Genomic DNA, 19,151 nt, shown 5'->3' with positions numbered 1-19,151 from the left:
GGGGTTGTTGCGGGACAAGTAGCATACCGATATAATTAAAAGTATTGTTATGCTATGTCGGTTGATGTCTTTAAAAGGATACTATATAAGGTGGAGTTGCAGCTTGGACAATCATGTTGAAACGGTATTTACTTACCGTTCACACAGCCTTCAGGATACGGAGCTGCTTGCAGCTGCGATAGCCGGTGCGGCATCGGCGGGCATGGTGATCGGCCTCGATGGTGACCTGGGTGCCGGCAAGACGGCATTTTCGCAGGCTTTTGCGCGCCATCTGGGTGTAGAGGGGATTGTGAACAGTCCTACATTTACTATTATCAAAGAATACAACGGACGCCTGCCGCTGTACCATATGGATGTGTACCGGATCTCCCCGCAGGAAGCGGACGAGCTGGGGCTCGATGAATATTTCTACGGGCAGGGAGTCTGCCTGGTGGAATGGAGCAGCATCATTACAGATTTGATGCCGCAGCGGCATCTGCATCTATACATGGAAACGGCCGGACCGGAGGAACGCCTGATTACTGTGAAGGCAGCCGGTGAGCCATACGGGGAACTGTGCCGCGAGCTGATCCAGAAGTGGGGTAACGAATGATGATGAAGGAAAATAACGGGCCGCGGAAGCGGCTTTTGGCGCTGGATACTTCGACGGCCATACTGGGCGTAGCTGTTACGGAGGAAGGCAGGGTGCTGCATGAGATTAATGCATCCGGGGAGCGGAACCATTCCGTACATCTCCTCCCGATAATCGAGCAGGCAATGCAGGCCAGCGGTACCGATGCGTCCATGCTAAAGGGGATTGCCGTGGGCGTCGGCCCGGGATCTTACACCGGAACGCGCATTGCGGTGTCTGCGGCCAAGACACTGGCCTGGGCCTGGAAGGTGCCGGTTGCAGGCGTTTCCAGCCTGCATGCGCTGGCCTGGGGCGGTTATGCTGCCGCGCTGGAGAAGCAGGCGGAAGGCCCGGCTGCTGAAGCGGGACAAGGCGGATATGGACCCGACTGGATCATTCCGCTGATCGATGCCCGCCGCGGGCAAGCCTACACCGGGCTGTTTACAGCTGATGGCCAGGCTGCTCCGCAGCGGCTTGAACCGGATGCGATCCGGCTGATGGCTGACTGGGTAACGCATCTTGCCGGGCGGCTGAAGCAGGCGGAGGCAGAGGGCATGAAGCCGCGCATTCTGTGGTTCGTAGGTGAAACCGCTCAGCATGCAAGCCATGCCAGCCTTGAACCGCTGCTTGGCGAGGCGGAAATACAGCCGGTGCCATACGAGCTGGAAGGGCGCTGGGCCGGCTTTCTCGGCGAGGCTGCACTGCTGGCGGGCAGTGATGATGTTCACGGGTTAATCCCGAACTATACCCAGCTTTCCGAAGCGGAAGCCAATCTGCGCCGGAGCAGTGAAGGGAGCACAAGCCAAGTATGACGGAGCCTATGATAGTGGGGGATCAGGGAAGCGAGCTTGTTTTTCGCCTGATGAAGCTTGAGGATATTCCGGAAATTCTCGTAATCGAGCGGGAAGCCTTCACCATGCCGTGGACCGAGGAAGCGTTCCGCAATGAGCTGACGCATAATCATTTCGCCAAGTATATGGTGATGGAACTGCAGGAGCGCATTATCGGATATGCCGGGATGTGGGCGATTGTTGATGAGGCGCACGTAACAAACATTGCGCTCCTGGAAGCTTACCGGGGACGTAAATGGGGCGAGCGGCTGCTCGATGAGCTGATGAGAACAGCAGGGTTCCTGGGCATGAAATCAATTACACTTGAGGTCAGGGTATCGAACGAGGTGGCCCAGAATCTGTACCGCAAAAAAGGCTTCCGTCCGGCCGGAACCCGCAAAGGGTATTATTCGGACAACCGCGAGGATGCGCTCATCATGTGGGCGGATCTGCCGGCTTACGGGGAGCAGGGAATGATGGAAGGAAGAGTGGATCTGAAATGAATACAGAAACGGGTGCAGCTGCGCCTGTACTTATATTGGCTATCGAGACGAGCTGTGATGAAACCTCGGTAGCTGTTGTCAAGGACGGCTGTGAGGTGCTGGCGAACATCATCTCCAGCCAGATCGAAACCCACCGCGCTTTTGGCGGTGTAGTACCGGAGGTTGCCTCCCGCAAGCATGTGGAGGTCATTACCCTGGTGATTGAGGAGGCCATGACAGCTGCAGGTGTACAGCCGGACGAGCTTACGGCTATTGCAGTTACGCAGGGACCCGGGCTGGTCGGTGCGCTGCTGGTCGGTGTCGTGGCCGCCAAGAGCCTGGCGCTGGCCTGGGGCAAGCCGCTGATCGGCACCCATCATATCGCCGGTCATATTTATGCCAACCGGCTGGTCAAGGAGCTGCAGTATCCGTGTATGACGCTGGTTGTATCCGGCGGGCACACGGAGCTTGTGAATATGGAGCGCGAAGGGGAGTTCCGGATTATCGGACGCACCCGTGACGACGCGGTGGGTGAAGCTTACGACAAGGTCGCGCGCGCTCTCGGCTTCCCGTATCCGGGCGGTCCGCATGTCGACCGGCTTGCTCATGAAGCGGAAGAGGCAGTAGCCCTGCCGCGGGTATGGCTGGAGCCCGATTCATACGATTTCAGCTTCAGCGGCCTGAAGTCGGCTGTGCTGAATGTGGTCAACCAGAGTAAGATGAAGGGGCTGGCTCCGGATGTGGCCGGTATTGCCCGGGGCTTCCAGGAGTCCGTGGTGGAGGTTCTGGTGGAGAAGGCCGTGCGTGCGGTCAAAGCCAATGAAGCCAGGCAGCTGCTGCTCTGCGGCGGGGTTGCCGCTAACAAAGGGCTGCGCGAAGCACTGGTGTCACGCTGTGAGAAAGAGGGCATCGAGCTGATTATTCCTCCGGCGGTATACTGCACGGATAATGCGGCGATGATCGGGGCGGCAGCCTATGTGAAATGGCGGCATGACGGCAGCACGCCGCTCGATATGGTTGCCGATCCGGCTTGTCGCTGGAGCAGTGGTCAGTTTCTGCCTATTGACATTCCTCAAACGGGAAGAGTATAATCAACCCAATTCAAATAACGAAACGCAATGAAAAGAAGCAGTAAGGTATTTCCGGGTTAAGAGAACTGCGGGTAGGTGCGACGCAGCCGAAGGAGACCTGAACTCGTCTTGGAGCGGAGCGGTGGAAGCGGGATGTTTTTCTGGAGGAAATTCCGGAAGAATATTAAACGGCATGCTAGTGTGCCGGGCCTTTCGTACACCGTCTACGGCTAACCTCCGTGAAAGGGTGGTCAGCAATGGCAGGATGATTGAAGTCATCCGGATGCTTTTGCCTGATTAATGGAGTGGATATTCTCCGGACGGCCTAATACGGCTGAACCGGGATATCAACAAGAGTGGTACCGCGAAGGTGAACAGCCTGTCGTCTCTTGAATGAGACGGCAGGCTTTTTTGTATGCTTATAAGGATTAAATGCGATGAACGGGAGCAGTAGATGAAGAAGGTGTGCAGAGAGCTGCGGGTTGGTGCGACGCAGTCACCTGAGAAGCATTGAATCTCGCCCGGGAGCGGAGCGGCGGAAGTGAAATATGTACGCTGCAACGGCAGTCCCCGTTACCGGACACTCATACTTGCCTGACCATGCCTGCATGGACCAGAGCGGGTCTGGGGTGAGCTGGACGCAGCTTGCGGTTTGCCTTGAAGGTAAGCCGGATGCGTCAAGAAGAGTGGTACCGCGGAGGGGTAACCCGCCGTCTCTTTATAGAGACGGCGGGTTTTTTGTTTTATCAGAAAGCTATTTGGGGTCCCCGCAAAGTATCTGAGTCAGCCTCCGTGTTAAAGTTCCACTTTGTGGGGGGATTTTGTGTTGTTTTGCAGTTAGCCGGGCTATGGCCCGGAATTTATCTGCAGTTGGATCGGGTGCTGCCGGCAGCAGTGGGCGGGAATAGAAGCAGGGTGCAAGTCGACGTGCGCCCTGCACAAGCGGAAGAACAGCTTAAACTAAACTTACATTTCAGGAGGGTTCATAATGATTATTCCGGTAAAAAAACGTATTCAGATTTTTGACACGACGCTGCGGGACGGCGAGCAGGCACCGGGGGCCAGCCTGACCCCTGAGCAGAAGATTGTTCTGGCCCACAAGCTTGCCGGGCTGGGAGTAGATGTGCTGGAACCGGGATTTCCGGTCTCCAGTCCGGGGGATTTCGCCGCTGTGGAGACTATTTCACGGAAGGTGCAGGGTGTAGAGATCTGCGGCTTCGCCCGCGCGGTCCGCGGGGATATTGATGCGGCTGTCCGGGCAACCCGGGATGCGGCGCGGCGGCGGATTCACCTGTTCATCTCCTCGTCCGATATTCATCTGCGACATCAGCTGCGCAAGAGCCGGCCTGAGGTTGTTGCAGCCGCCCGTGAAATGACGGCCTATGCCCGCCAGTTCTGCGATGTGGTGGAATTCACCGCGATGGATGCGGCCCGGACGGGAATCGATGACCTGATTGAAATGGTAGAGGCAGTTATTGAGGAGGGGGCCAGCATCATTAATCTGCCGGATACAGTCGGCTATGCCTTGCCGCACGAATACGGAGAGATGTTCCGGAGGGTGCGCCTGGGGGCCAGGGGCGGAAAGAACGTAAGTTACAGCGCCCATTGTCATAACGATCTGGGGCTTGCCGTTGCGAACAGCCTGGCTGCCATTGAAGGCGGGGCAACGCAAATCGAGGTTACGGTGAACGGTGTCGGTGAGCGTACCGGAAACTGTGCTCTGGAGGAGCTGGTCATGGCGCTGGAGACAAGAGGGGATGTGCTTGGCGCGGAGACGGGAATTGTGCTGGATAAGCTGTATGATACCTCGCGGCTGATCAGCGGGGCGATGCATTTCCCGATTGCCTTCAACAAGCCGGTCGTAGGACGCAATGCCTTCCAGCATGAATCCGGCATCCATCAGGACGGCCTGCTGAAGGACCGCAGCACCTATGAGATTATGGATCCTGAACGGCTGGGCATTCCGCGCAGCATGATTATTCTCGGCAAACACTCCGGCCGGCATGCGCTGAAGGACCGTGCCGCCAAGTACGGTGTTGCCCTGGATGCGGCGGAGCTGGATGCGCTCTACGAATCCTTCAAAGAGAAGGCAGACCGCCAGAAAGCAGTCAGCGATGACGAGCTGCTGCGCATGGTCAGCAGTGCGACCGGACAGCAGGCGCAGTTCTATGAGCTTGGCGATGTCCAGGTGCTTGCCGGCAGTGCGCCGCGCCGGGTGGCTGCAGTGACCGTGCGTAATCTGCAGAGCGGTGCGGAGGAAGCCTATACCAGCACAGGCAGCGGCCCGCTGGAAGCAGTGATTGCAGCGATCAGTCTGGGGATTGCCGAGAGCATCGGATTTGACGGTCTTGAGCTGCATTCACTGGGCAGCGGAGAGCAGGCCCAGGCTGAAGCGGCGGTCATGGTGGAATGGAACGGCGCCAAATTCAGAGGCACGGCTATTCATCAGGATATCGTAATGGCGGCAGGAATAGCCTATGTAGCCGCCTGCAATGCGGCGCTGCTCTCTGCCCGTGCGGAAACCGGCCGGGAGACGGCGGTGTAACCGGCAGTACAGACGGCTTTGGACAGTTTGCGGGTTCAGCCGACAAAGGGGCGGTGTCAACCATGCTACAGACCGCGAACGGGGATAATCGTCCAATCGGAAGCAGAGCGCAGGCAGAAGCAGCTTTGCAGACAATTAAGCTGTTTTTTTGCGGCAGATTATGTTGTCTGAAAAAGTAGAATTTTAGCGAATGCAGGATTTGTCAAGCTGTGGACAACGTTATCCACATATTCCGCCCTGGTTGTGTAAAAACCGTGTAAAATCAGCAATAACGCCTGTTTCGTGCAACCCGGGATTGGGGAGTTTTCCAATGTGAGGTTTATGTGGAAACTGTGGATAATGTGGACAATTCGGTGGATAAAAAGTACTTGACAGGTGAAATGCTGATTTAATGCATAAAAAAAAGCCCCGAGGGGCTTTTTTTATTTGAGGTTATACACGAAAACTGTGGATGAGCATGTGGATAACTGTTTATGAACAAATCGGGAACAGTTTAAAAAAATTTATTTAACCTGTTTACATTATTCGTCAGCCAGCTGCTCCCATTCGTCGAACCGTCCGCTAAGCTGCTCCTTCTTCTCCTTCAGGTCGCTTTCATGCTGCTGGAGCGCCATATAATCCTGATAAACCTCCGGCTTCGTCATTTCATTCTCAATGCCGGCAATCTCCTCTTCCAGCCGGGCAATGGCTTCTTCCAGCTCGGAAATCCGCCGCAGACGGTTACGCTCCTCCCGTTTGGCCGCTTTGTCGGCTTCAAAAGAGGAGGCACTGCCCTTGTCGGCAGATGCGGCTTCAGCATCGGCAATCCGTGCGGCTTTGGCTGCAAGCAGTCCGGCTTCCTCCAGTGCAATGGCTTCCAGCTCTTTTTTCTTTTCGATGTAGTCGTCATAGTTGCCCAGATACTGGTCAATGCCGCCGGGATGCAGCTCCAGGACACGTTCAGCCATTTTATTCAGGAAATAACGGTCATGGGATATGAACAGCAGGGTGCCTTCAAAATCAATCAAGGCCGCCTCCAGCACCTCGCGGCTGACCAGATCCAGATGGTTGGTAGGCTCATCGAGAATAAGCATATTTGCGCCGCGCAGCATCAGCTTGGAAAGCGCCACCCGGGCTTTCTCCCCGCCGCTCAGCGCGGCTATTTTCTTGAGGACATCCTCGCCGCTGAACAGGAAGTTGCCGAGGATGGTGCGGATGCGCGCCTCCTCGAGCATCGGATATTCACTCCAGAGCTCTTCAAGCACGGTATTGCGCGGGTTGAGGCGTGTCTGCTCCTGATCGTAGTAGGCGATTTTGACCTTGGCTCCCCAGTTGACGGTTCCGGCGGACGGCTGGCGGGTGCCGGTCAGGCATTGCAGCAGCGTCGATTTGCCGATCCCGTTCGGCCCGATGAGGGCAGCCGTCTCCCCGCGCCGCAGCTCAAAGGAGGCACTGCGGAACAGCGGCGAAGATGCTTCGCTAAAGGATACGGCAACGTCCCGTACCTGCAGCACTTCCTTGCCGGACATGAAATCAGGCTCGAAGGAGAAGCTGGCCTTTTTGAGATCGCCAAGCGGCTTGTCAATGCGCTCCATCTTCTCCAGTGCCTTGCGCCGGCTCTGTGCACGCTTGGTGGTCGAGGCGCGCACGATGTTGCGCTGCACGAAATCCTCCATCCGGGAGATTTCCTCCTGCTGCTTCTCATACTGCTTCATGCGGATTTCATATTCCGCTGCCTTCAGCTCCATATAGCGGCTGTAATTGCCCGTATAACGGCGGGATTGATGGCGTTCTATTTCAACGATTGTTGTAACCAGCCGGTCGAGGAAATACCGGTCATGGGAAACGACCAGAATGCCGCCGGCATAACCGCGCAGGTAATCCTCCAGCCAGGTCAGCGTCTCAATGTCCAGATGGTTCGTAGGCTCATCCAGCATGAGCAGGTCTGGAGCCTGCAGAAGAATACGGGCGAGTGCCAGCCGTGTCTTCTGTCCGCCGCTGAGTGTGGAGATGGGAGTATCCGGCGCGAAATCCCCGAAGCCCATCCCGTGCAAAACGCTGCGGATCCGGGTGTTCATTTCATAGCCCCCGTGGTCCTTGAACCAGTCCGAGCGCTTGGAGTAACGCTCCAGCAGATCCTCATAACGCTTCGGATCATCGGCCAGCTTCGGGTCTGCGATGTCCGCTTCCATCTGCCGGAGCTCTGCTTCCGCTTCAATTAAGGGAGCAAACACAGCCAGCATTTCCTCCTGGATGGTTTTGTCCGACTGCAGGCCGCTGTTCTGGGCCAGGTAGCCTACGGTTGTCTCTTTGGATTTATGAATTTGCCCGCTGTCATAGGACATCTCGCCTGCGAGAATCTGCAGAAAGGTGGATTTGCCGGCGCCGTTGACGCCAACGAGTCCGACTCGTTCCTTCTCATTCACCTGCAGGCTGATGCCGTCCAGCACGCTTTGAATACCATATGATTTCGAAATTCCTGTCGCTTGAAGAAGCATACTGATTGAACCCTCCGCCCTTGCATATTCGCCCGGGCGCTCTGACCCGGCTGTATATCTTGCTTATACTACAGTTTACATGAAAAGCTTCTGCCGCGCGAGGGGGACGGTTTTCCGGATTCGTCTAACAGCGGAAATGATACAACCTTGGCGAACCGGGGAGAAGAGTGGTAAACTGAGTTTACAAACGATGATAAGCTAGGCAAAAACAAACGGGAGGCGGCTGCACATGACAGGCCAAAGTGCCCTGACCGCTGAAAGGAAGCGGGAGCTGCGTGCAGCGGCTGCCGCCGCCCGCAGCAAGCTGCCGGAGAGCCAGAGAAACGCACTGTCTTCTCTGGTCTGCAGGCATGCGGCGGAAAGGCTGGCGGGAGAAGAAGCGAAGACATTGCTTGCGTATGTCCCTTTCCGTTCGGAGCTGGATACGCGCCCGCTGATTGCCGGCGCCTGGGCGGAGGGCTGCACGTTACTGCTGCCCCGTGTGATACAAGCCACAGGAATGATGAGCCTGCATCCGGTACACTCATGGAAGGAGCTCGTACCGGGAGCCTTCGGCATACTGGAGCCGGCTGCTGATTCTGCTGACAGGCAGGATCGCCTGCCCAGGCCGGATGTGATCTTCGTCCCGGGGCTGGCTTTTGACCGGCGGGGCGGAAGGCTGGGCTACGGACGCGGATATTACGACCGCCTGCGGGCCACCCTGGATACCGAAGCTACCCTGCAAGAGAAAGATCCATTATGGATTGGTCTGGCTTTCGGCTGCCAGGTGGTTGAGGAAGTGCCCATGGACGACCATGATGCTTACATGGACTTGTTAATTACGGAAGACGGCGTCATGGATTGCCGGAGGGAGAGACAGCATGGAATTTAGTCATTTTAACGAGCAGGGCCGGGCGCGTATGGTGGATGTCAGCGACAAGGACATCACCAAGCGGTCAGCGGCTGCAAGAAGCAAGGTAACAATGGATCCCGGGACGCTCGAGGCCATCAAGTCAGGAAGCGTCGGCAAAGGAGATGTTTTGGCAGTTGCACAGGTAGCCGGCATTATGGCTGCGAAGCAGACCTCGGACTGGATTCCGATGTGCCATCCCCTCTCTCTTACCGGTGTTGACATCCGCTTCTCGGACAACAGCAAAGATGAACTTTATATAGAAGCAACCGTGAAGACGACCGGAAAGACCGGAGTGGAGATGGAGGCGCTGACGGCCGTTTCGGCGGCGGCTCTGACCGTCTATGACATGTGCAAGGCGCTGCAGAAGGATATGGTCATCGGACCTACGATGCTTGTCTCCAAGAGCGGCGGGAAGAACGGGAATTACGAGCTGGAAGCTTAGTTACTGCAAGAGAGAAGTGCGGCAAGGCTGCACATTGCGGCCTTCCTTACATAGAAAAGAGAGGGAGGAACAACCTATGGCGTGGAAAACAGCAATCCTGACGGCAAGCGATAAAGGATCCAGGGGCGAACGGGAAGATACCAGCGCCCAGGTTATCCGCGAGCTGGTAGAAGAGGAGCTTGGCGGTGAGATCATCGAGGTCAGAATTGTACCTGATGAGCAGGATGAGATTATTGCTGCGCTGATCGAGCTTACCGATTATTTCAAGGCGGATCTTGTACTTACTACCGGCGGAACCGAGCTGGCGATCCGCGACGTTACTCCGGAAGCTACCCGCCGGGTCATTGAGCGTGAGGTGCCCGGAATGTCGGAGGCGATGAGAAGCACAGTGATGCAGAAGAACCGTGCGGTCATGCTCTTCCGCGGTATTTGCGGAATCCGCGGACGGACGCTGATTGTCAATCTGCCGGGAACGCCCAAGGGAGTGCATGAGAACCTGGCGGCGATCATGGATCAGCTGCCGGAGGCCCTGCTTATGGTAACCGGACAATACCGCCAGTAACAGACGGATGCCCCGCCCTGCCGCCTCAGCGCTAAAGCTGTTGGATGTGTGACAAAAGTTATGGTATTATTAAGCTGCTGCTTAATCTATCATGAACGGACAAAGGGCGAGGAGGAAAAGCGAATGCTGAATGGTATTGGTGCTCCCGGAATTATTCTACTGGTGATCCTGGCGCTGCTGCTTTTTGGTCCGAATAAGCTTCCGGAGCTTGGCCGGGCGGTCGGACGCACCTTCCGTGAATTCAAGGACGGGGCACGTGAAATTATTAATGAGCCGGAACCGGCTCGGCGCAGTGAAGCTCCTGCACCGCCGGCCCCGCAGACATTAGCTGCAGACCTTCCGCAGGAACGGAAGCTGCCGGAATAACAGGTGTAACTACGCGGGGGCGTTTCTCTCAGTCTGCTTCAGACCGGGTGGCGCCTCTTTTTTTGTAAACAGAAGAGCTGCAGAGGCTTTGAACCTGCAGTCATATCACAGGCCATCTTTGGCGGGGAATCTTACATACGGATCTGGGTGGTGTCAGTCATGTCTCTGGAATCGGAAGAAATGTCGGTGGTTGATCATCTCACTGAGCTGCGCAGACGGATTATCTATGTGCTGATAGTGTTCACAGCCGGTCTGATCGGCGGATTATTTGTGGCTAGACCCGTGTATCTGTATCTGATTGATGCCGATCAGGCGCAGGGCTTTGTGCTGCATGCTTTTTCCTTTTGGGATGGCATCGGGATGTATATGAAGATTGCCATGGCCGTCTCGCTGGCCGTTTCGCTGCCGTTTATTGTCTACCAGCTGTGGGCGTTTATCAGTCCGGGGCTGCGGCCGGAGGAGCAGAGCGCGGCGCTAAGGTATGTTCCTTACGTGGCTGTTTTGTTCATACTGGGCTTATTATTTGCCTATTACATTGTTTTTCCGATGGCGTTGTCGTTTACAATCACCATTACCCGCAGCATGGGGCTGGAGGAGACTTACGGGATTACCGAGTACTTCAGCTTTATGTTCAGTCTGTGCATTCCGCTGGCGCTGCTGTTTGAGCTGCCGCTGATCGTCATGTTTCTGACCAAGCTGCGGGTGCTTAATCCGCTGCGCCTGCGCCGGATGCGGCGTTATGCTTATTTCGCGCTTGTCTTTATTGCGGTGGTCATCACACCTCCGGATTTCATCTCGGATTTCCTGGTGACCATTCCGCTGCTTATCCTGTATGAATTCAGTGTGTTTCTTTCAGCGCTGGTCTACCGCAGACAACTCGCAGAGGATGCTGCGCGGGAGGCGCGCTATGTGAAGCAGCAGGGACGTTGACAGCTAGATGCCTGGTTTTGGAGCCGTGGAGGCATATTTTGCCTCCCGGTGGATAGAATGTATGTGAGTGTGCGCAAGGACAACCCGTTCAGCCATATTTTTCCGCATTCAGGATCTGATTTTACGTAAAAGGACTTGAAATCCGTCTTCAAGTTGAGTATCATAAAAATTGTTGTTAGCACTGAAGAAGGTTGAGTGCTAACGCTGCCGGATATTACGGAAACGGCAGGCAGCAGGTGTGCCGAACCGGTATTGTCCCGGGCAGATTCTTGTATTCCAATTTTGTTTTCAAGCTAAACCACATAATTTCAAAGGAGGCTATTTTTCATGATCAGACCATTAGGTGAACGCGTATTGGTAGAAGCAAGCGAGCAGCAGGAAACCACTTCTTTCGGTATCGTGCTTCCGGACTCTTCCAAAGAGAAACCGCAGGAAGGCAAAATTATCGCAGTAGGTAGCGGAGCTCTGAAAGACGGAGTGCGTGTACCGCTGGAAGTTAAAGAAGGCGACCGCGTGATCTTCTCGAAATATGCCGGAACCGAAATCAAATACGAAGGCAAAGAATATTTGATTATGAAAGAAAGCGACATTCACGCGATTCTTGACTAAGAAGATCCTTTATAAGGATAGCGGTAAATATACTTAAGCTTCAGAAGATTTTAAACACTTACAACAATTTCTAGGAGGTTAACACTAATGGCAAAAGAAATTAAATTCAGTGAAGACGCCCGCCGCTCGATGCTCCGCGGGGTTGATGCTCTGGCTAACGCAGTAAAAGTTACACTGGGTCCTAAAGGCCGTAACGTGGTACTTGAGAAGAAATTCGGCAGCCCGCTGATCACTAATGACGGTGTTACCATTGCCAAAGAAATCGAACTGGAAGATGCTTTCGAGAACATGGGCGCACAGCTCGTTAAAGAAGTAGCTACCAAGACTAACGATGTAGCCGGTGACGGTACTACAACTGCAACAGTTCTGGCTCAGGCCATGATCCGCGAAGGTCTGAAGAACGTAACTGCAGGCGCTAACCCGATGGTTATCCGCAAAGGGATCGACAAAGCGGTTAAAGCGGCTGTTGCTGAACTTCAGAACATCGCTAAGCCAATCGAAGATTCCCAGGCTATCGCTCAAGTAGCAGCTATCTCCGCTGCTGATGACGAAGTAGGCCAGCTGATTGCTGAAGCTATGGAAAAAGTGGGCAAAGACGGCGTTATCACCGTTGAAGAATCCCGCGGCTTCCTGACTGAGCTTGAAGTGGTTGAAGGTATGCAGTTCGACCGCGGCTACATTTCCCCGTACATGATTACTGATACGGACAAAATGGAAGCTGTTCTGGACAACCCGTACATCCTGATCACTGATAAGAAGATCAGCAGCACACAGGAAATCCTGCCGCTGCTTGAGAAGATCGTACAGCAGGCCCGTCCGCTCGTGATCATCGCTGAAGATATCGAAGGCGAAGCACAGGCTATGCTGATCGTGAACAAACTGCGCGGAACCTTCAACGCTGTAGCTGTTAAAGCTCCTGGCTTCGGCGACCGCCGTGAAGCTATGCTGCAGGATATCGCTGCCCTGACAGGTGGCCAAGTGATCACTGAGAAGCTCGGTCTTGACCTGAAGAGCACTTCCATTGATCAGCTGGGTAACGCACGTCAAGTGCGCGTAACCAAAGAAAACACTACAATCGTAGACGGCAGCGGCGACAAAGCGGATATCAATGCCCGCGTAAGCCAGATCCGTGCCCAACTGGAAGAAACCACTTCCGAGTTCGACAAAGAGAAGCTGCAGGAGCGTCTGGCTAAACTGGCTGGCGGCGTAGCCGTAGTCAAAGTCGGCGCAGCAACTGAAACTGAACTGAAAGAGCGCAAGCTGCGCATCGAAGACGCCCTGAACGCAACCCGCGCTGCGGTTGAAGAAGGTATCGTATCCGGTGGTGGTACAGCTCTTGTGAACGTATATAATGCAGTAGCAGCAGTAGATGTATCCGGCGACGAAAAAACCGGCGTAAACATCGTTCTGCGCGCTCTGGAAGAGCCGATCCGTACAATCGCTGCAAATGCCGGCGAAGAAGGTTCCGTTATCGTGGACCGTCTGAAGAAAGAAAAAGTTGGCGTAGGCTACAACGCAGCTACCGGCGAATGGGTGAACATGTTCGAAGCCGGAATCGTTGACCCTGCGAAGGTAACACGCTCCGCGCTGCAGAACGCTGCATCCGTAGCGGCTATGTTCCTGACCACCGAAGCTGTCATCGCTGACAAGCCAGAGCCTGAAAAAGGCGGCGGCATGCCAGACATGGGCGGCATGGGCGGAATGGGCGGCATGATGTAAGACGATTTACCGTAAACCTTGAGAGGCCTGTTTACAGGCTTCTCAAGGTTTTTTTTGTTTGTCCGGCTTTATTTTATTGATACTGGATTACCCAAACCAATCTAGCACCGAAAGAATAGAGTATAGCAGTTGATCCTGCGGCAGCCGCGTTTTAGTTATGGGCGCAGCCTGGGGATGGACAGGTTCACCCGGTTATAAACAGCCCTGATAACCAGCAAAACCAGACCACAATAAACGGGGTGATATGGATGGATTTGAATGCATTGACTGGCCTGTTTGCCAACAATAACGGTTCAGTCGTGCTAAATGTCCTTTTATCAGTTGCTTTAATTTGGGCTATCCGGCAGATGGCAGGCAAAGAGAAGGTCATTCAGAATTACCAGAAACGTGATGAGGAGAACGAGAAGCAGCTGAATGAATACAACCGTTCCCTGGTCAAGCTTTTAATTGAAAGAGAGGCCCTGGAACGAGCGAGAGCCGATAAATCTAATGGTGAGGAGGTCGTCAACAAGTGAAGCTCCTCGATATTTTTAAGAAAAACGAAGTCAAGCCCAGCTCTGTAAAGCGAGAAATTGAGAACCTGGGCAGAATCCGGGAGGCCTATGAAATGAATGATCTTGAAAGCCTGTTAGATCTGCACCGTAACGGCCTGGGCAAGAGAGGAGATGATTTACATGGCCATCGTTGATTTGATTATTATTACTCTGGAAGTAGCTGTTTTTATTGTGTTTGCCGCTTATGTGCTGCGGTACCGTACATTTTTTATCGGAAAAGGCCCGAACCGGACGTATAACCTCTATCTCCGGAGTGTATGGATGACGTATTTCATGGTTTCACTGCTGTGCCTTAACCTGTTGTGGGGGCGGCTGAACATTGTTTTTGGTTATAATGTGGACAGCCTATCCAATACAATCAGAGAGCTGGTGATGATTCTGACGCTGATCCTGCTTCTGTTTGCCGGACTGACGCACAAGGATCTGTGGGACATTAACGAGCAGGATAAATAGGCGCGATCACCCTGCAGCGGCTCTCCCGGGAAGAGGAGGTCCGCTGCTTTTCTGTTGAATCAGCACATGGGCGGTACATATCCGGGAGTTATTATTTACTAAACGCAGAGGCTTCTTATTAACCAAAGCTTGCTTTTGTTCGCGGGTATCTATAAGATACCATTACCGTACATTCATATAAAATTTGCTTTATTAATTCCGTTAAGTTACTAGCGTTTCAAGAAGCTGGCTACTAGACAATCTAAAGGAGACCGTACTTTGCATAAACCATCCGCTATTCTTAAGCGATTGAAAGAAGAAACAGCCCCGATGCATCGGAACATTGAAAACAATGAATATGCCAAATCCATAATGAATAATAGCCTGACTATGGGTAAATATGAATTATATCTTATGAAATTCTATGGATTCGTGAAGCCGGTGGAGGAGCGGCTAAGGGAGAGGTTAGAGGCCGGTGAAGGTGTGCTCGCGGAGTCAGCGGGTAATAAGCGCTTTTGGCTGGAGCGGGATCTGTCCGCACTGGGACTAAGCGAGGAGAGGATAGCTGGACTGCCGCTGTGCACCCGGCTGCCTGATTTGTCTACGCATGTGAAAGCGCTGGGCTGCCTGTATGTCCTGGAAGGTTCAACGCTCGGCGGGCAGATGATCATCCGTATGCTTTCAGGTTATCTGCCGATTGATCCGGCTGTTAACGGCAACTATTTTAACAGTTACGGTGAGCAAACCCGCGAGCGCTGGAAAGCGTTCTGTAATGAACTGGAGAGCGCGGGAGACAGTGTCGAAGCTGAGGCAGAGATGATTGAGGCAGCCAAGGATACCTTCTATTATCTTGATCAATGGTTTGCTGAGCCGGGAGAGTCATAGGCAGATTATAAGCACTAATGGATGCACCACATAAGGAGTGATTGGATGACTGAAGCGGGTAAAACAAACAACAAAGAACTGCTGAATCGCACCCTTCTTGCAGCTGAAGGGGAGATTCTTAATGAACCGCTCGATTTAACGAACTGTGAGAAGGAACCCATTCATATTCCGGGCAGTATTCAGCCGCATGGGGTACTGCTGGCTATAGCATCAGATACACTTACTATTATTCAGAGCAGTACCAATACCGGAGAGCTGCTGGGAATAGAGCATACTAATATTGTGGGGAAAAGTCTGAAGGAGCTCATTCCGGAGCAGGAGCTGGACAATATGATTCAAACCTACCGGAACCGTTCCGTTTCGCCTGTACTAAACTATATGCAGGTTAACGTGTATACTCCCAATGGAAAAAGCCCCTTTTTTGCCATAATGCATGATAGTGAGGACACGCTGATCGTTGAGCTGGAGCCTGGCTATGACGAAGCGGACACGGAGCAGAATGATTTTCAATGGATTCAAAGTTTTTTTAACATTTTGAAGCAAACAAAGAGCAGAGTGGAGGCTAGCCAGGTAACGGCCGAACAGCTGAGGCTCATTCTGGGATACGACAGGGTCATGATATATGAGTTTGACAGCAGCTGGAATGGAAAAGTCATTGCGGAGGCGAAAAAAAAGGGGCTGGAGCCGTACCTGGGCCATCATTATCCTGCTTCCGATATTCCAAGGCAGGCAAGGGAGCTGTATTTGCGGAACTGGCTGAGGCTGATTGTCGATGTCGGCTACAAGCCTGTACCTATTCTTCCTGTGCTTAATCCCCGGACTGACCTGCCGCTCAATCTCAGCCTGTCTACGCTGCGCAGTGTGTCGCCGATGCATATTGAGTACCTTCAGAATATGGGTGTTCAGGCTACGATGACCATTTCGCTGATTCATGACGGACAGCTCTGGGGACTGGTTACATGCCATCATAATTCTGTAAAATATGTTCCGCACAGAATCCGCAATCTGTGTAACTTCCTGGGTGTATTTTTCTCCAGCGAGCTGTATCAGCGTCTGCAGCTTGACAATTATCAGGAGGAAGTGGAGCTAAAGACCCGAATCAACCGGCTGTCCGGTATATTCATAGGTAGCACAACGGCTTCGAGTGTCATGGAGCAGCTGGCAAAAGAAGAAACGGCATTGCTGGATGTCATGAAGGCTGGCGGTGCCGCTGTATGTTATCAGGGTGAATTGGCTCTTTTTGGAGCTGTACCCGGCCGCAGTGAGGTGGAGGATCTGGCCTGCTGGCTGTCAAAGCAATCTAAAGACAACATGTATCACACTTCGAACCTCAGCCGGGAGTATAGGCCTGCTGAAGTATACAAGCATCTTGCTTCAGGTGTCATGTATACAGCCTTGTCTTCGGAACAGACTGACTATATCATCTGGTTCCGTCCGGAGGTGGTTCAGGTCGTTGAGTGGGCTGGAGATCCGGCAAAAGCGGTCATCCAAGAGAACGACGGCCTGCGGCTGTCCCCCCGTAAATCGTTTGAAAAATGGAGACAGGTGTTAGAATCAACTTCATTGCCCTGGCGTGAGCTTGAAATCCGCGTCATACCGGACTTTAACAGTGTACTGCTCAAAAGGACCGAACAGCAGCTGCATGAGGCTGAAGAGAAAGCGATGCTCAACAAGCGCATTATCAAAGAAAACGAAAAAAGATACTTACAGCTTATGGATATATCCTCTGCAGCCTTCTTTACGGTGACCGGCTGCAAAATTGTATACTGCAATGACCGGGCGGCGGGGATGTTCCGCGCAGACTCTAACACTGAAATCATAGACAAGCCGCTTGATGAGCTGTTTAAACATGAGAATGAAGGAACAAGGCTGCTCTCGGAGCTGGCGCGTCTTGAGCATTCCGCGGAGCAGATGTCAACGATGAACGAGACGCTCACCGCATTAGACGGGACGGAGCTGAATGTTGAATTAACAGCTGTGCAGGTCCAATTTGATGAGACTGTCTCCTATTGGATCATCGTCAGAGACCGGGCAGAGGGCAAAAGCCGTGAAGAAGGTTTTACGGATTTAGCGGACCAGCTGCAGAACTATATGAACATGGACCCGCTGACCGAAATTTCCAACCGGCAATTTTTCGAGAAATCCTTGTATCATGAGTGGGAACAGTGTGTGAAGATTGAGCGGTCCATTTGCCTGATGATGCTGGATATCGACAATTTCAAACTGTACAATACCATCCAGGGCTTTCAGGGAGGCGATCTGTGCCTGCAGTGGGTCGCAGATGTGCTCAGTGCACTAAGTACGGAGTACAGCGCCTTTATTGCCCGGTATAGCGGGGGGACCTTCGCTTTGTATTTGACAGGAATTCCCCGGGATGTAACGGTCGAACTGGCCGAGAATATCCGGCAAGCCGTATTGGCTGTTCAAATACCGGCTGACCTGCAGCCGGCCGGCAATTCGCTTACCGTCAGCATCGGTGTCTCCTGCATGATACCGACGCTGCAGCGAAGCCATGCCAAGCTGATCCGCCAGGCGGAAAAAGCGTTGGCGCAAGCCAAAAAAGCAGGGAAAAATCAGGTGGTTTATCTGTAAGCCCTGCCAGACAGGCCCTGTTAACCGTATATGGTTAGCGGGGTTTTCATGGTTATAACAAATCTGAACAACAGGAGGCAGACCGGATGGATGAATTACAGCAGGCCGGGCAGCGGCTGGAGCTCGCCACCTTTGCCGGCGGCTGCTTCTGGTGTATGGTCAAGCCGTTTGACGAGCTGCCGGGAATCATCTCGGTAGTGTCGGGCTATACAGGCGGGCATACCGAGAATCCGACTTATGCCGAGGTCGGGACAGAGACGACAGGCCATATCGAGGCGGTGCAGATTACCTTTGATCCGGAGCTGTTTCCGTACCGGCGTCTGCTGGATATTTATTGGCAGCTGATTGATCCGACAGACCGCGGCGGCCAGTTCATGGACCGCGGGCATTCCTACAGGACCGCCATCTTTGTCCACAGTGAGGAGCAGCGGGCAGCGGCGGAGGCTTCGAAGGCTGCACTTCAGGCAGAAAAACGGTTCAAAGGACCGGTTGTAACAGAGATTCTGCCTGCGGCACCGTTCTACCCGGCTGAAGCTGAGCATCAGGATTACTATAAGACGCATCCGCTGGATTACAAGCTGTATCTCAAGGGCTCGGGCCGTGATGATTACCTGGAGCGGCACTGGCAGAGGGGCGAAGACCGGGAACGGCTGCGTGCCCGGCTGACGGCCCTGCAATATGGGGTTGTCCGGAACAAGGGTACAGAGCCTGCATATGACAACGCCTATTGGGATGAATACCGTGAAGGCATTTATATTGATGTGCTGAATGGAGATCCGCTGTTCAGCTCGCTGGATAAATTCGATTCCGGCACCGGCTGGCCGTCCTTTGCCGCACCGCTTGAGCCGGGGCTGATCCGCCGTGAGGCAGACTTAAGCGGCGGGACAGCGCGGACTGTGCTGCGGAGCAGGTTAAGCGGAGCCTATCTCGGCCAGCTGCTGTATGACGGCCCGGAGCCTGCGAAGCTGCATTACCGGGTCAATTCAGCTGCGCTGCGCTTTGTCCCCAGGGAAGAGCTTGCGGCGCACGGGCTGGAGCGATACCTGGGGCTGTTTGCTTCAGGGGATGCCGCCCGGGGATAATCACCCGCCTGAAGCTGCCAGACACCAGCACATCCTATTCTCAAGGAAACCTGATTCTCTACTAAGAGATCA

General features: G+C 53.7%; 18 protein-coding genes, 1 pseudogene and 1 other annotated feature. Of the genes and pseudogenes, 18 read left to right on the top strand and 1 reads right to left on the bottom strand.

Features of this window, described 5'->3' with window-relative positions; genetic code table 11:
• The first annotated feature begins 103 nt into the window (after window positions 1-103).
• From tsaE to AWJ19_RS32705, 5 genes and pseudogenes are all read left to right on the top strand, one after another.
• Entirely contained in the window at window positions 104-592 is a 489-nt protein-coding gene (tsaE, locus tag AWJ19_RS32730; protein ID WP_068720732.1) for a tRNA (adenosine(37)-N6)-threonylcarbamoyltransferase complex ATPase subunit type 1 TsaE, read from the top strand.
• A complete protein-coding gene (gene tsaB / locus AWJ19_RS32725) occupies window positions 592-1,422 on the top strand; it encodes a tRNA (adenosine(37)-N6)-threonylcarbamoyltransferase complex dimerization subunit type 1 TsaB (RefSeq protein WP_068720806.1) in 831 nt (276 codons plus the stop codon). Before tsaE ends, tsaB begins: the two co-directional genes overlap by 1 nt.
• Window positions 1,419-1,943, top strand: a complete 525-nt coding sequence (rimI, locus tag AWJ19_RS32720) for a ribosomal protein S18-alanine N-acetyltransferase (protein WP_241781548.1) — start codon at window positions 1,419-1,421, stop codon at window positions 1,941-1,943. Before tsaB ends, rimI begins: the two co-directional genes overlap by 4 nt.
• Window positions 1,940-2,988, top strand: a pseudogene (gene tsaD, locus AWJ19_RS32715) (tRNA (adenosine(37)-N6)-threonylcarbamoyltransferase complex transferase subunit TsaD). The gene rimI and the pseudogene tsaD overlap by 4 nt, the downstream one beginning before the upstream one ends.
• Before the next feature lie 432 nt (window positions 2,989-3,420).
• Window positions 3,421-3,713: a binding site (T-box leader), on the top strand.
• Window positions 3,714-3,980: 267 nt separating this feature from the next.
• The gene (locus AWJ19_RS32705; RefSeq protein ID WP_068720735.1) at window positions 3,981-5,537 is read left to right on the top strand and encodes a 2-isopropylmalate synthase; all 1,557 of its coding nucleotides are present in this window, start codon (window positions 3,981-3,983) and stop codon (window positions 5,535-5,537) included.
• 521 nt (window positions 5,538-6,058) lie between these two features.
• On the opposite strand, the gene AWJ19_RS32700 is transcribed toward AWJ19_RS32705, so the two are convergent.
• Window positions 6,059-8,014: an ABC-F family ATP-binding cassette domain-containing protein gene (locus AWJ19_RS32700; RefSeq protein ID WP_068720737.1), complete on the bottom strand. Its 1,956-nt coding sequence runs from the start codon at window positions 8,012-8,014 to the stop codon at window positions 6,059-6,061.
• Window positions 8,015-8,243: 229 nt separating this feature from the next.
• On the opposite strand from AWJ19_RS32700, the gene AWJ19_RS32695 reads away from it, so the two are divergent.
• The 13 genes from AWJ19_RS32695 to msrA all read left to right on the top strand — a co-directional run bounded on the left by AWJ19_RS32695 (window position 8,244) and on the right by msrA (window position 19,079).
• Window positions 8,244-8,885, top strand: coding sequence for a 5-formyltetrahydrofolate cyclo-ligase (locus AWJ19_RS32695; protein ID WP_068720739.1), 642 nt, complete (start codon window positions 8,244-8,246; stop codon window positions 8,883-8,885).
• A complete protein-coding gene (gene moaC, locus AWJ19_RS32690) occupies window positions 8,875-9,348 on the top strand; it encodes a cyclic pyranopterin monophosphate synthase MoaC (RefSeq protein WP_068720741.1) in 474 nt (157 codons plus the stop codon). Before AWJ19_RS32695 ends, moaC begins: the two co-directional genes overlap by 11 nt.
• A 76-nt stretch (window positions 9,349-9,424) precedes the next feature.
• Entirely contained in the window at window positions 9,425-9,910 is a 486-nt protein-coding gene (locus tag AWJ19_RS32685; RefSeq protein ID WP_039870183.1) for a MogA/MoaB family molybdenum cofactor biosynthesis protein, read from the top strand.
• Window positions 9,911-10,036: 126 nt separating this feature from the next.
• The gene (gene tatA / locus AWJ19_RS32680) at window positions 10,037-10,276 is read left to right on the top strand and encodes a twin-arginine translocase TatA/TatE family subunit (RefSeq protein ID WP_068720810.1); all 240 of its coding nucleotides are present in this window, start codon (window positions 10,037-10,039) and stop codon (window positions 10,274-10,276) included.
• A gap of 159 nt (window positions 10,277-10,435) precedes the next feature.
• Window positions 10,436-11,206, top strand: a complete 771-nt coding sequence (gene tatC / locus AWJ19_RS32675) for a twin-arginine translocase subunit TatC (RefSeq protein WP_068720743.1) — start codon at window positions 10,436-10,438, stop codon at window positions 11,204-11,206.
• A gap of 327 nt (window positions 11,207-11,533) precedes the next feature.
• On the top strand, window positions 11,534-11,815 hold the full coding sequence (groES, locus tag AWJ19_RS32670; protein WP_068720745.1) for a co-chaperone GroES: 282 nt from the start codon (window positions 11,534-11,536) through the stop codon (window positions 11,813-11,815).
• 87 nt (window positions 11,816-11,902) lie between these two features.
• A complete protein-coding gene (gene groL / locus AWJ19_RS32665) occupies window positions 11,903-13,534 on the top strand; it encodes a chaperonin GroEL (protein ID WP_068720747.1) in 1,632 nt (543 codons plus the stop codon).
• Between the two features lie 248 nt (window positions 13,535-13,782).
• The gene (locus AWJ19_RS32660; RefSeq protein WP_068720749.1) at window positions 13,783-14,049 is read left to right on the top strand and encodes a hypothetical protein; all 267 of its coding nucleotides are present in this window, start codon (window positions 13,783-13,785) and stop codon (window positions 14,047-14,049) included.
• On the top strand, window positions 14,046-14,222 hold the full coding sequence (locus AWJ19_RS35535; RefSeq protein WP_157889913.1) for a hypothetical protein: 177 nt from the start codon (window positions 14,046-14,048) through the stop codon (window positions 14,220-14,222). The genes AWJ19_RS32660 and AWJ19_RS35535 overlap by 4 nt, the downstream gene beginning before the upstream one ends.
• Window positions 14,209-14,541 carry a hypothetical protein gene (locus AWJ19_RS32655; protein ID WP_068720751.1) on the top strand — a complete coding sequence of 111 codons (333 nt, stop codon included), beginning with the start codon at window positions 14,209-14,211 and terminating at the stop codon, window positions 14,539-14,541. Before AWJ19_RS35535 ends, AWJ19_RS32655 begins: the two co-directional genes overlap by 14 nt.
• Before the next feature lie 258 nt (window positions 14,542-14,799).
• Window positions 14,800-15,405: a biliverdin-producing heme oxygenase gene (locus AWJ19_RS32650; protein ID WP_082707634.1), complete on the top strand. Its 606-nt coding sequence runs from the start codon at window positions 14,800-14,802 to the stop codon at window positions 15,403-15,405.
• Between the two features lie 45 nt (window positions 15,406-15,450).
• Window positions 15,451-17,997, top strand: coding sequence for a diguanylate cyclase (locus AWJ19_RS32645; protein WP_068720752.1), 2,547 nt, complete (start codon window positions 15,451-15,453; stop codon window positions 17,995-17,997).
• Window positions 17,998-18,083: 86 nt separating this feature from the next.
• Window positions 18,084-19,079 (top strand): peptide-methionine (S)-S-oxide reductase MsrA, encoded by a 996-nt coding sequence (msrA, locus tag AWJ19_RS32640; RefSeq protein ID WP_068720754.1) that lies wholly within the window; start codon window positions 18,084-18,086, stop codon window positions 19,077-19,079.
• Window positions 19,080-19,151: the final 72 nt, after the last annotated feature.

This window comes from Paenibacillus sp. DMB5, assembly GCF_001517085.1.
GTDB lineage: Bacteria > Bacillota > Bacilli > Paenibacillales > Paenibacillaceae > Paenibacillus_AQ.
This window is presented reverse-complemented; position numbering and strand designations above follow the sequence as displayed.